Origin of the sequence: Marinoscillum furvescens DSM 4134 (assembly GCF_003386095.1) — a bacterium.
GTDB classification, from domain to species: Bacteria; Bacteroidota; Bacteroidia; order Cytophagales; family Cyclobacteriaceae; genus Marinoscillum; species Marinoscillum furvescens.
Genome location: NZ_QREG01000017.1, coordinates 77,135 through 90,424, shown reverse-complemented (window position 1 = coordinate 90,424; position 13,290 = coordinate 77,135). Strand labels below are relative to the sequence as shown.

The 13,290-nt window shown below is 44.0% G+C and carries 11 protein-coding genes; 7 read left to right on the top strand and 4 right to left on the bottom strand.

Annotation, left to right across the window (positions count from 1 at the left end; translation table 11 throughout):
• Positions 1 to 62: 62 nt before the first annotated feature.
• Positions 63 to 1,286, bottom strand: a complete 1,224-nt coding sequence (locus C7460_RS16690) for an acyl-CoA dehydrogenase family protein (protein ID WP_115869269.1) — start codon at positions 1,284 to 1,286, stop codon at positions 63 to 65.
• Between the two features lie 61 nt (positions 1,287 to 1,347).
• Between C7460_RS16690 and C7460_RS16685 the strand changes: the two genes are divergently transcribed.
• The 4 genes from C7460_RS16685 (at position 1,348) to gyrB (ending at position 6,583) form a co-directional block, all read left to right on the top strand.
• Positions 1,348 to 2,292, top strand: a complete 945-nt coding sequence (locus C7460_RS16685; protein ID WP_115869268.1) for a tryptophan 2,3-dioxygenase family protein — start codon at positions 1,348 to 1,350, stop codon at positions 2,290 to 2,292.
• 8 nt (positions 2,293 to 2,300) lie between these two features.
• Positions 2,301 to 4,106: a toxin-antitoxin system YwqK family antitoxin gene (locus tag C7460_RS16680; protein WP_115869267.1), complete on the top strand. Its 1,806-nt coding sequence runs from the start codon at positions 2,301 to 2,303 to the stop codon at positions 4,104 to 4,106.
• Between the two features lie 2 nt (positions 4,107 to 4,108).
• On the top strand, positions 4,109 to 4,483 hold the full coding sequence (locus C7460_RS16675; protein ID WP_115869266.1) for a CoA-binding protein: 375 nt from the start codon (positions 4,109 to 4,111) through the stop codon (positions 4,481 to 4,483).
• A gap of 141 nt (positions 4,484 to 4,624) precedes the next feature.
• Positions 4,625 to 6,583: a DNA topoisomerase (ATP-hydrolyzing) subunit B gene (gene gyrB / locus C7460_RS16670; RefSeq protein WP_115869265.1), complete on the top strand. Its 1,959-nt coding sequence runs from the start codon at positions 4,625 to 4,627 to the stop codon at positions 6,581 to 6,583.
• Between the two features lie 15 nt (positions 6,584 to 6,598).
• On the opposite strand, the gene C7460_RS23540 is transcribed toward gyrB, so the two are convergent.
• Positions 6,599 to 6,781, bottom strand: a complete 183-nt coding sequence (locus tag C7460_RS23540) for a hypothetical protein (RefSeq protein WP_147302991.1) — start codon at positions 6,779 to 6,781, stop codon at positions 6,599 to 6,601.
• 13 nt (positions 6,782 to 6,794) lie between these two features.
• Here C7460_RS23540 and C7460_RS16665 point away from each other — a divergent pair, with 13 nt between their 5' ends.
• A complete protein-coding gene (locus C7460_RS16665) occupies positions 6,795 to 8,657 on the top strand; it encodes a M1 family metallopeptidase (RefSeq protein ID WP_115869264.1) in 1,863 nt (620 codons plus the stop codon).
• A 106-nt stretch (positions 8,658 to 8,763) separates the two neighbouring features.
• Here the strand turns inward: C7460_RS16665 and C7460_RS16660 are convergent, their stop codons facing one another.
• Entirely contained in the window at positions 8,764 to 9,840 is a 1,077-nt protein-coding gene (locus C7460_RS16660; protein WP_170148056.1) for a DUF1573 domain-containing protein, read from the bottom strand.
• Between the two features lie 95 nt (positions 9,841 to 9,935).
• On the opposite strand from C7460_RS16660, the gene trpS reads away from it, so the two are divergent.
• A complete protein-coding gene (trpS, locus tag C7460_RS16655) occupies positions 9,936 to 10,904 on the top strand; it encodes a tryptophan--tRNA ligase (RefSeq protein ID WP_115869262.1) in 969 nt (322 codons plus the stop codon).
• Here the strand turns inward: trpS and C7460_RS16650 are convergent.
• Positions 10,901 to 11,317: a hypothetical protein gene (locus C7460_RS16650; protein WP_115869261.1), complete on the bottom strand. Its 417-nt coding sequence runs from the start codon at positions 11,315 to 11,317 to the stop codon at positions 10,901 to 10,903. The genes trpS and C7460_RS16650 overlap by 4 nt on opposite strands.
• 143 nt (positions 11,318 to 11,460) lie before the next feature.
• Between C7460_RS16650 and C7460_RS16645 the strand changes: the two genes are divergently transcribed.
• On the top strand, positions 11,461 to 13,185 hold the full coding sequence (locus tag C7460_RS16645) for a phospho-sugar mutase (RefSeq protein WP_115869260.1): 1,725 nt from the start codon (positions 11,461 to 11,463) through the stop codon (positions 13,183 to 13,185).
• Positions 13,186 to 13,290: the final 105 nt, after the last annotated feature.

Sequence of the window (13,290 nt, the reverse complement as noted above, 5' to 3'; positions counted from 1 at the left end):
AGAAACACCCAGCCGATTTTATACCAACGGCGTTTGGAGGCGATTCTAGCTTTAAAAAAGTATTACCCAAATGCCGGAATGCCGGTGATCTTGTGCCCCAGTATGAGCAGGTGAATGTCATGGGTACCTTCATAGGTCACCACAGATTCGAGGTTCATCATATGTCGCATCATGGGGTACTCTCCTGTGATCCCCATCCCTCCATGAATTTGGCGAGCTTCACGGGCAATATTGAGTGCGATCTCTACATTGTTGCGTTTGGCGAGAGATATCTGTGCGCTGGTGGCCTTACCTTCATCCATTAGCTTGCCCAACCTCCAGTTTACCAGCTGAGCTTTGGTGATTTCGGTTAGCATCTCGGCCAACTTTTTCTGCACAAGCTGAAACGATGCAATTGGCTTCCCAAATTGCTCGCGTTCTAACGCATATTTTCTAGCAGATTCATAGCAATCCATAGCGGCACCTACCACTCCCCATGCAATTCCATACCTGGCTTTGTCCAAACAGCCCAGGGGTGCTCCCAGTCCATCCTTGTTAGGCAGCACATTTTCTTTGGGCACCTTTACATCGCTAAAAACGAGCTCTCCTGTGCACGAAGCCCTCAGCGACCATTTGCCATGTGTCTCTGGAGTAGTAAAACCCTCCATACCCCTTTCTATTATAAGTCCTTTGATCCTGCCATCTTGATTCTTGGCCCAAACCACAGCAATATCAGCTTTGGGTGCATTGGAAATCCACATTTTCGCACCATTTAAGAGGAAGTGATCTCCCATGTCTTTGATATGTGTCTCCATGCCTCCAGGGTTTGAGCCATGGTTGGGTTCGGTAAGCCCAAAGCAGCCTAGCATCTCTCCTGAAGCTAGCTTGGGAAGGTATTTTTTACGTTGCTCTTCACTGCCGTAAGCATAGATGGGATACATCACCAGGGACCCTTGCACGGAGGCAGTAGAACGCATGCCTGAATCTCCCCGCTCTATTTCCTGCATGATTAGTCCATAAGAGGTGTAATCAAGCCCACCTCCACCATAGTCCACGGGTACCGTTGGCCCGAAGGCACCAATCTCTCCAAACTTGGATACAATATCAGCAGGAAATTGATTGTTCTCGGCCCAATCTTCGATGTAGGGGGTGATTTCTTTTTTTACAAAATCTCGAATCGAAGACCTGATGAGTTTATGTTCGTCAGTCAGCAAGTCATCCAGCTGATAAAAGTCCGGAGACTCAAAATCATCTGTAAAACTCCTTTTTGCTGCCTGACCATTTTGGGTTAATGTGTCAGTTGACATAGAGTTGTTTTGGTTAATCAGTTTAATTGGATCAAATTTACAACACAAAGAGAAGTAACGAATGGGAAACAAGCACTTTAGTGAGGATGTTCTGGCACAACTAGAAAAGCTGGAAGAGAAATTTGATGCAATGGGCCAGGATTTATCGGCCTACCTTGATGGACTGTTACACGCTGATTATTTAACGTATTGGAATTACATCCGATTAGATACGCTGCTCAGTCTCCAAACGCCTCGCACGCACTTTCCTGACGAAGAAATTTTCATTCTTTACCATCAGATTACCGAATTATATTTCAAGCTTATCCTAAATGAGCAAAATCAGCTCATACTTGCCGAAGAAGCTCCCGATCGAGCTACTTTTCTAAAACGTATAAAACGAATCAACCGCTATTTTGAGCACCTGGTGGATTCCTTTGATGTGATGATAGAAGGTATGGACCATGAGCAGTTTCTCAACTTCCGCATGTCACTGCTACCTGCTTCAGGTTTCCAATCGGGGCAGTTTAGACAAATAGAAATCGGGGCTACTGATTTTCACCTGCTAGCCGATGCAAACTACAGAAAAGAAGCATCAGCAACAGACAGTCTGGAAGAAGTGTATGAGCACTTGTACTGGAAAAAAGGAGCAACTGAGCTTGCTACAGGCAAGAAAACGCTGACGTTAAAGCAATTTGAAAAGAAGTACACGGAGGACTTTTTAGCAAGAGCTAAAAACGTCAAAAGTTCAAACCTTCGTCAATTGTATTTGACAAACTTTGAAGGCGATCAGGAAATAATTGAAGCCCTGAGGAAATTGGACCATAAAGCCAACGTAGAGTGGCCTCTAATGCACTACAAATCTGCTGTACGGTATTTACAAAAAGACCCGGCTATGATCAAGGCTACAGGTGGCACCAACTGGCAAAAGTACCTTCCTCCCAGAAGGCAGCAGATCGTTTTTTATCCCGAGCTGTGGTCTGAAGAAGAACTTGCTAACTGGGGTGCTCGAGAGCACCTGGATTAAACCTAAGCATGTCTAAGTGGTGGACCATAGTATTATTTGCACTCGCAACTCCTGCAGCTCATGCGCAGGATACAGTACTGCTAAAAACCTACTACGACGAGGGTAAAACACACATCAAAGAAATTATTTCTGTACTGAAAGCAGACTCTACACTGCATGGCTTGTATCAGGCGATGTACAGCAATGGATCCCTGTCTGTAACGGGCTATTACCACCTGGGAGCTTCGGACAGTCTCTGGGTATATTATTACGAAAACGGGAAAATCAGCACTAAAGGCTATTTCTCAAACAATAAAAAGCATAAATCCTGGGAATACTACTTCGAGAATGGCAACCCTAAAGCCAAAGGATCCTACCAGTCTGACATTCCACATGGCCAGTGGACTTACTATTTTGAGAGTGGACAGGAGAAAAGCATTGGCATGTATTTTCAAGGCAAGAAAGAAGGCATCTGGAACTATTTTTATGAGGAAGGTTCGTTAAAAGCACAAGCCTATTTTACAGCCGACAAAGGACTTTACAAAGAGTTTTATCCAAATGGTAAACTCAAAATAGAAGGTTTTATACAAGAAGGTAAAAGTGTAGACCAGTGGACCTACTACCATGAGTCCGGTGCTATAGAAGCTGAAGGCGTCTATCGGGATGGCTTAAAGGATGGAAAATGGACCTATTATCACGAAAACGGTCAGCTGGCAGGCCAGGGAGAATACAGCCATGGAGACAAATCCGGAGTATGGAAATACTACTATGATGATGGCTCACTAAGCAGCCAGGGTCCAATGCTCGAAGATCATAAGAATGGATTCTGGAAGCTGTATTACCCTACTGGTGAGGTAAAAGGAGAAGCCAACCTGAATCTAGGCACCGGTACGCACACCGAATACTATGCTAGCGGCAAAAAGAAAGCTACAGGCCCAATGAAAGCAGGCAAAAAGCATGGTCGATGGACATATTTCAATGAAGAAGGTGTAGAAGACGGAACCGCAAAATTTGAAAACGGTACAGGTCACTACTCGGGGTTTTACCCCGATGGATCTCTAAAGATGACCGGTACAATAGAAGACAACAAACGCGTAGGTGAATGGACATTGTATGAGCCAGATGGCTCGGTAGCCGGAACTTACAAACCCGTCTACGAGGAGGACAAACCAATCTTTCGCACCAGCCAGTCCTTAAAGCTCAAAAGTGAAAAAAGAAATAACGAAAAACCTGAATACCGTTACAGAAACAAAAGGCTCAGGTATTTCAACCCACGTATCAATGAATACACAGGCTTTATTATTGGTACCAATCCTGTATGGTCGGTGATTGGCCAGATCCCCATTGCCTTTGAGTATTATATCCAGGAACGGCAGGGTTACGAAGCACAAATTACCCTACATAAAAAACCCATGTTTGCATCAAGCAGCAATACGGATGTTACCTCTGTGGGTGCAGACCTGGCTTTACGCCAAAAGTTTTACCATCGTGACACCAACCTGGGCATGTTCTACTTCGGTCACCAAATTCAGGGAGGCTACTTGTACCATGAAGCTACTGCTTTATCTCCGAGCCCCTCACCTGCCCAAGCAGATGAAATGCGATTTGCTTATGGACTATTCATCGGTGATCGCTGGATGCAGCGTGTAGAAGACTCTGGACTTACCGTAGACTTTAATTTTGGCTTTGCTGTGGGCAAAAGACTATTTTCTAACAATTCTAAGTCAACAAATGACCCTTTCGGTGAACTAAATCAAGATGCCTTTTATTTACCAGTTGTGTTTACACTAAACATCGGATTTGCAGGACCAAAACGTAGAACCACTAGTTTCTAAACATGCACAACAACAAAAAAACCGTAATCATCGGAGCCACCAACAATCCTTCCAGGTATGCTTACCTCGCAGCTGAGCGACTGGCTGCTCACGACCACTCCTTTATACCGGTGAGCATCAAAAAAGGAGAAGTCCTGGGAGAACCCATTCTCAATCTTAAAAACCACCCCGAAATACCAGAGGTGCACACCATTACCCTTTACATCAACCCTTCACATCAAAAGCAATGGGAAGACTATATCCTGAGTCTCAGCCCTGATCGCATCATTTTCAACCCCGGCACCGAAAACCCTGACCTGGTAGAAAAAGCAAAAAACGCAGGAATCGAGACTGTTTATGGCTGCACGCTGGTTATGCTCAGCGCAGGAACTTACTAAAAATTCACAACGCATTTTCCCGCCAATTTTGGGCCATTACGAGCCACCCCATGACCGGTAATCAACCGCTCAAGTAAAACTCCAAATTGGGGTGCTCAGCTAGTATATTTTATATATTTTTGGGGTTTCAAAAAATTGCATATGGAACAAGAAAAGTCATTAGGCAAGGGCGACTATTCAGCCGGTAATATTCAGGTACTAGAAGGACTGGAAGCTGTAAGAAAAAGACCCGCGATGTACATAGGTGATGTGGGGGTTAAAGGTCTACATCACCTGGTATGGGAAGTAGTCGACAACTCCATCGATGAAGCCCTTGCAGGACACTGTGATACCATCAAAGTAGAAATCAACGAAGACAACTCGATCACAGTTTCTGATAATGGACGTGGGATTCCTACAGACATTCACCCAAAGCAAAAAAAGTCGGCGCTGGAAGTAGTCATGACCGTACTTCACGCTGGTGGTAAATTTGACAAAGACACGTATAAAGTATCAGGTGGACTACATGGTGTGGGGGTCTCTTGTGTAAACGCATTGTCTACACACCTCAAAGCCACCGTTCATAGAAATGGCACTGTTTTCGAACAGGAATATTCCAGAGGTATCCCACAGTATCCGGTAAAAGAAACCGGAAAGACAGACATCACTGGCACCATCGTTCATTTCAAACCCGACATGGACATCTTCACTGTCGGCGAATATAAATATGAGACTGTAGCTTCCAGATTGCGTGAACTGGCCTTTCTAAACGCCGGGATCAAACTGGAACTGATAGATCACCGCGAGCAAGATGAAAACGGCAACGACCTGCAAGAGTCATTTTTCTCAGAAGGAGGACTCAAAGAGTTTGTAATATATCTGGATAGTACACGCGAACGGCTCATTCCAGACCCCATCCATATCAACAATGAGCAGGGCGAAATACCTGTAGAAGTAGCGTTGAGTTACAACACCTCGTATTCGGAAAATGTCGTTTCTTATGTAAACAACATCAATACCATAGAAGGAGGTACTCACGTAGCTGGTTTTAGAAGAGCGCTCACTCGAACTCTCAAATCCTACGCCGATAAATCTGGTCTCCTGGAAAAAGCCAAGGTAGAGATTACAGGTGATGACTTCCGTGAAGGACTGACAGCAGTAGTATCTATTAAAGTGGCTGAGCCACAGTTTGAGGGACAAACTAAAACAAAGCTTGGCAACTCAGAAGCTAGCGGAGCAGTAGACAGCAGTCTTTCTGAAGCTCTCCTCACCTACCTGGAAGAACATCCCAAGGAAGCCAAGCAAATCATCCAAAAAGTAATCCTTGCAGCTCAAGCGAGACAAGCAGCGCGCAAAGCCCGTGAAATGGTGCAGCGCAAAAACGTACTCTCCGGAACAGGGCTTCCTGGCAAGCTGGCAGACTGCTCGGATAAAGACCCGGCAAAATGCGAGATTTATCTGGTAGAGGGAGACTCAGCAGGTGGTTCTGCCAAGCAAGGACGTGACCGAAAGTTTCAGGCTATCCTCCCACTAAGAGGTAAAATCCTAAACGTGGAAAAAGCCCAGGAACACAAAATCTACGACAATGATGAGATCAAAAACATCATCACGGCATTAGGTGTACAGTTTGGAAAAGAAGATGATCAAAAGGCGCTAAATACAGACAAACTCAGATACCACAAGATCATCATCATGACGGATGCCGATATCGATGGAAGTCACATCCGTACGCTTATCCTTACCTTCTTTTTCCGCTACATGCGCGAACTCATTGAAAACGGATACCTGTACATAGCATTGCCTCCGCTTTACCTTATCAAAAAAGGAAAACAAGAACGCTATGCGTGGACGGAAGATGATCGTGTAAGAATAGTGAAAGAGATTGCACCTGAAGGCAAAGAAGACACAGTAAATGTGCAGCGCTACAAAGGTCTCGGAGAGATGAACCCTGAGCAGCTATGGACTACTACAATGAATCCAGAATCAAGAGGATTGAAGCTGGTAACAATAGAGTCTGCAGCCGAGGCAGATCACCTGTTCTCCATGCTAATGGGAGACGAAGTGGCTCCACGACGAGATTTCATCGAGAAAAATGCTAAATACGCCAACGTAGATGTTTAAGCTTCTACGTTGGACCTAAAGGCCCCAAGGATCAATTGAAAAATTGCCTGGAAAAACTTCCAGATCATTGCAAATGAGAAAAGTATCGCTGATCCCAGTGCCAACACGATAAGCATTATTACTTCTAATAACTTGTCCATTTCTTTCAGCCGTTACATTTATATCATTAAAATAAACATTTAATTGAAATGTTTGCATAAAAGTTATCCACATGAAACAACATTTTAAGAAGATCACACTGATCTTACCCTTTATTTTCATATTCCTCAACAATTCAATAGCTCAAGGCTATTGGCAACAAAAAGTCGACTATAAAATTGCAATCGATTTTGATGTAAAAAAGCACCAATACACGGGCAGTGAGCGACTGGTATACACCAACAACTCACCCGATACGCTCTACAGCGTATATTATCACATGTATTTCAATGCATTTCAACCCAATAGCATGATGGACGTACGGAGCCGTACCATAGACGATCCTGACAAACGAGTGGGCGATCGCATTGCTGCGCTGAAAGAAGACGAAATTGGTTACCTCAGAGCTACTTCATTGCTTCAAGACGGGAAGCCTCTCAACTACGAATTATCAGAAACCGTTTTGGAAGTGCAGTTAGCCACGCCCATCCTCCCCGGGGAGTCTGCCACACTTGCTATGGAGTTTGAAGGTCAGGTGCCACTGCAAATTAGACGTAGCGGACGACACAACCTGGGCGGTGTAGACTACAGCATGGCTCAGTGGTTTCCTAAAATGGCTGAATATGATGAAATGGGCTGGCACACACCTCCTTATGTTGGACGAGAGTTTTATGCTCCATGGGGCAACTTTGACGTTTCAATTACTATAGATAAAGATTGGGTACTTGCCGGTACCGGCATATTGCAAAACGCCAACGAAATTGGGTATGGCTATGAAGATGAAGGCACAAAGGTTAAGCGTAAGGGCAAAACACTCACATGGAACTTTGTAGCCAACAATGTACACGATTTTGTATGGGCAGCGGACCCTGATTATAAGCAACTTACCGCACAGGTTCCAGACGGTCCACTCCTTCGGTTTTTCTACATTCCCGGACCTGAAACCAACGACACCTGGGAGCAACTCCCGGCTTATACGGTCAAAGCTTTCGAATTTATAGAAGCCAACTATGGGAAATACGGATGGAAGGAGTATGCTGTAATACAAGGAGGAGATGGCGGCATGGAATACCCTATGGCTACACTAATTGCCAATAAAAAATTGAGTGGTGTCAGATCGCTCAAATCTTTAGTTGGGGTTACCATACACGAGGCATTGCATAGCTGGTATCAGGGCATGCTTGCCACCAACGAAAGCTACTTCCCCTGGATGGATGAGGGATTCACTTCCTTTGCCTCTGCTTATACAGAAGACCATGTTTGGAAAAAGAAGCAAGACCTTCCTACTAGCAGCATGTACAAAAGCTACAAGAGCTGGGCCAAAACAGGTTTGGAAGAGCCTCTAAGCACCCATGCAGATCATTTCACACTAAACAAAGCCTACTCCATTGGCTCCTACACCAAAGGAGCAATTTCTCTGGAACAGCTGGCACACATTATAGGTGTGGAAAACAGAGATAAAGGACTCAGAGCTTATTACAACCAATGGAAATTTAAACACCCTGACCTAAACGACTTTATCCGTGTAATGGAGAAGCAATCAGGGCTGGAGCTAGACTGGTACTACGAGTATTGGGTAAACACCACTGCTACAATAGACTATGGAATAACTGATGTAGTGAAAAACGGGTCAAAAACACTCGTGAGTCTGGAAAGAATAGGTCAAATGCCAATGCCTCAGGATGTGGTGATCGAGAAAAAAGATGGCAGCAAAGTCACCTATCACATCCCACTCACCATCATGAGAGGAGAAAAGCCTGCAAATCAGACAAACTGGATTACGGCTAATGACTGGCCATGGACGCATCCTGAGTATCAACTGGAAGTAGAAATACCTCTGTCTGAAATATCAAAAATCACCCTCAATCCAGAAGGCAGAATTGCTGATATAAACCAGGACAATGACACTTACACTACCTCTGGTAGCGAAAACTAAACAAAGTAAACGAGCAGATAAAAAAGGCCGCTTCAGCATGCTGAAGCGGCCTTTTTTTATATTTAGCAGATTGATCAACAATCAATCACCGGGTCCACAACACCTATTAGTCAACAATGGCTTTGACGCTTATCATCTGAGTAGATGCTGTAGGGTCATTGGAAAACACCGTAATTGTCTTATACTGTCGTCCCCTTCTTCCTGAAGTATCGAATGTTACCTCCAGCTGGGCACTTTCCCCAGGAGCAAGCTCATTAGTCTCCAACTCCCCTACTGCACAGTCGCAGTTAGTTTTCACCTTCCTGATTTTTAATGATTGCTTACCAGTATTGGTAAGCTCAAAGGTGGTGGCTACTGCATTGCCCTGTGTTACCCTTCCATAGTCATGCTGAGTACGATCAAACGCCAATCGGGGCGCCAAAGCCAGCTCTTCATCACTCATAGGAGGAAAATACTCCTGTATTGTGGCCATTACAGTCAGGTCTTTTATAGAATCCTCAGGTTCGTCTGTCACCAACCTCAGTTCGTCTGTCACAAAGCCTAAATCATCCTTCAGTACTGGATCAAATATCAGGTCTAATGCTCCAAGGGTTTTGGGAGGAAGGGTATCAGGTGAGAATTGTACCCTCACATGCGCAGGGATTTTGCTTTTATCTACTTGAAAGATCACCACTGAGTCCGATTCATTGTACACCTGAAACGATTTCTTCACCACCGATTCATTGGTAATCTTACCGAGATTTAGTGCCTTATACTGCAGACGTATGGCCCCGATCCTGGTGGGCAGCTCATCTTCTATGGTTTTAGGTTTGGGCTGTACTATACCTTCTATATACAGTGTAGCTCCGTCGCTAATTTCACCTGTTTTGTAATTCATCGAAAGTGATTTCTTAAACTTTCCAGGTCGATTGTATGGATTGTACTGTGCCACAATTTTCCCCGTATCACCCGGAGACACAGCCTCCCGCGTCCAATCAGGCGTAGTACAGCCACAAGAAGCTTTTACTCCTGTCACCTGCACAGGTTCATCACCCTGATTTACAAACTGAAAAGTATAACTTATGGCTCCACCTTCTTCTTTAACCTCCCCAAAATCATGGGTCGTTTTTATAAACTCAACAGCCTGAGACCACACCCTGGTGATCAACAGCATACAACACATCGTAAACAGCGCTTTTTTCATGATTTCCATCTGGTAAATGTCAGCCTAACTTTTTACACTAACGATACTGGCAGACAAAGATTCAAATTATTTAGGTTTGCAACAAAAAATAACCAATGGCCAGAATACTCACCGGAATTCAAAGCTCAGGCAAACCTCATCTAGGCAATCTACTTGGGGCCATCCTGCCAGCTATTGAGTTGTCAAAAGACGAAAAAAATGAATCGTTCTTTTTTATAGCAGACCTCCACTCACTCACTACTATCAAGGATGCACAAACGCGCCAGGATAACGTAAATGCAGTGGCTGCAGCGTGGATAGCCTGTGGTTTTGATACAGATAAAAACCTGTTCTACAGACAATCCAAAGTGCCTGCTGTTTGTGAACTCACCTGGTACCTCAACTGCTATACACCTTTCCCCATGTTGGCCAACGCGCACTCCTTCAAAGACAAGGCTGACAGGCTGTCGGATGTAAATGCGGGGTTATTCACCTACCCTGTATTGATGGCTTCAGACATATTGATATATGATGCCGAAATTGTGCCTGTAGGGAAAGATCAAAAACAACACTTGGAAATGACCCGTGATGTGGCATCCAGCTTCAACCATCAATATGGAGAGACATTTGTATTGCCAGAGGCACGTATCGATGAAAAAATCATGACCATCCCGGGTACAGACGGCCAAAAGATGAGCAAGTCTTACGGAAACACCATCGACATCTTTCAGACAGACAAAAAGCTCAGAAAAAACATCATGGCAATTATAACGGACAGCACTCCACTGGAAGAGCCCAAAAATCCGGACACCTGCAACGTCTTTGCCATTTATAAATTGTTGGCTTCAGAAACCCAAACAGCTGATTTGAGAGCACGTTACGAAGCGGGAAACTTCGGGTACGGCCATGCGAAGCAGGAGCTATTTGAGCTAATCGTGGAGAAATTCAAAGAGCCCAGAGAGAAATTTGATTACTACATCAACAATCTGCCTGAGCTCGAAGAAAAACTCCAAAAAGGGGAAAAACGGGCTACCGAAATAGCTGCCAGTGTGCTGGATCGGGTTAAAACCAAAATCGGATTTTAACTAGCAACCCAGACTGTTTCTCTAAAGGGCTCTTGCTGTCCTTGTAAAATAAGGCGCGTTGGCCCCGGCACTAATACGAGCCGGGCTTTGATCCCGGGAAAGTCGTCTGCATCTACAGGTATACCTTCCTGAGGATCCACATCAAACTCTAATTCGTTATCACGCGTTTTGCGATAGCTTGTAGCCAAATAAGAAACCGGCCGTAAGACTTCATTGTCAGGACAGTATTCATCATGGACGTTAAACAAAGCTTCTTCTATATATGAACCATACGCATACTGAAATTCAGATTCCAGCTTTTCAATTTCGCGCTGTAGTGCTGCGTGTTTTGGATCTTGCATTTCTAATTGTGCCAATTCGCTTTTCTTTTCAGCTATTTCGATAAATGCCTGATCAAGATTTTTTAACTTCATACCCACTTTATGTTTGTAAAAGTATTCTGGTGTGAAACACCTATAAATTTTAAATAATTCAAAATTTTAGCAATTATAAATTTTAATTTTCACACAATTACTATCAATAAATCCAACTAGATTATCAAATCATTAATTTGAATATGGAAATTGTAGCAAAAGCTCAGAAGTGGCTGGATAGCCAAAAAGTGGATCAAGAGACCAAGTCCGCGATAGAAAAAATGATCAATGACACTGATCAGACCGAACTCACAGAATGCTTTTACAAAGACCTGGAGTTTGGCACAGGTGGCCTTAGAGGTATCATGGGGATCGGCTCCAACCGAATGAATAAATATACGGTAGGCATGGCCACCCAGGGCCTTGCAAACTACCTCAACCAAACATTTGCGGGAGAGGAAATCAGCGTGGCTATTGCTCACGATAGCCGAAACAACAGCCGCTTTTTTGCTGAAACTACCGCTGCCATTTTCTCTGCAAACAACATCAAAGTATACCTTTTTGAAGACCTTAGACCTACACCTGAGCTATCTTATGCCATTCGTAAATTAGGGTGTAAAAGTGGTGTAGTCTTAACAGCCTCTCACAATCCCAAAGAATACAACGGCTACAAAGCCTACTGGAATGATGGAGCACAGCTAGTGCCTCCACATGACAAAAATGTCATTACAGAAGTAGGCAACATCACCTCTATAGACGAAGTGAAATTTGACGCCAACCAATCCCTTATTTCATCCATAGGCAAGGAGATAGACGAGCCCTATCTGGACATGATCAAGGGCTTATCACTTTCGCCTGAAGCGATAGCAAAGGAAAAAGACCTAAAAATCGTTTTCAGTGCCATCCACGGCACAGGTACTACATTGGTTCGTCCAGTTTTAGAAAAATTTGGCTTCACAAATGTCACAGAAGTAGAGGAGCAATCCTCACCAGACGGCAACTTCCCCACTGTAGTCTATCCAAACCCGGAAGAAGCAGAAGCACTGAGCCTCGCCCTCAAAAAAGCTGAAGAAATAGACGCTGACCTGGTAATGGCCACAGATCCTGATTCGGATCGCGTGGGAATAGCAGTAAAAAATGATAAAGGTGATTTTCAGCTACTCAACGGCAACCAAACCGGCTCTCTCCTACTCTATTACCTGATCAGAAAATGGCAGGAAAACGGCAAGCTAGATGGTAAGCAGTATGTAGTAAAAACCATAGTAACTACAGACCTTATCGAGAAAATAGCTGCAAAGTATGACGTAAAACTATACAACACCCTAACAGGGTTTAAATACATCGCTGAAGTAATCCGTGAACTGGAAGGTAGCGAACAGTTTATTGGAGGTGGAGAAGAGAGCTATGGCTACCTGATAGGTGATGACGTACGTGACAAAGATGCGATCGCTTCTTGCGCTATGATAGCTGAAATGGCCGCCTGGGCTAAAGCCAGCAACACCACCTTGTACGAATTACTACAGCAAATCCACCAGGAGTTTGGCCTGTATCAGGAATCACTCAAATCACTTACTAAAAAAGGTAAAAGTGGTGCTGAGGAAATCAACGAAATGATGGTCCGTTTTCGCGAAACTCCTCCAAATTCATTGGGAGGCTCCAAAGTGGTGCAACTGATAGATTATAAAGCTGGCACTGCCACAGACCTGACCACCAACACATCCAAACCTATAGATTACCCCGCTAGCAATGTACTCCAGTTTTTCACTGAAGATGGCAGCAAAGTATCTGTAAGGCCCTCTGGGACAGAGCCAAAAATTAAATTCTACTTTTCTGTCAACGCACAATTTGACAATATCAATGAATACGATAGTGCGATTAAACAGCTAAAAGAAAAGACAAATAATATCATAAAAGACCTTGGAATTTAACTTTTTAGCCCATATTGTTTAAATCTTTTGATCTAGTTATCTTGCAGGGAATTTTAAAATTCGATCTGGATATTGTTATATTTAATATCATTAACTTAACCTGAA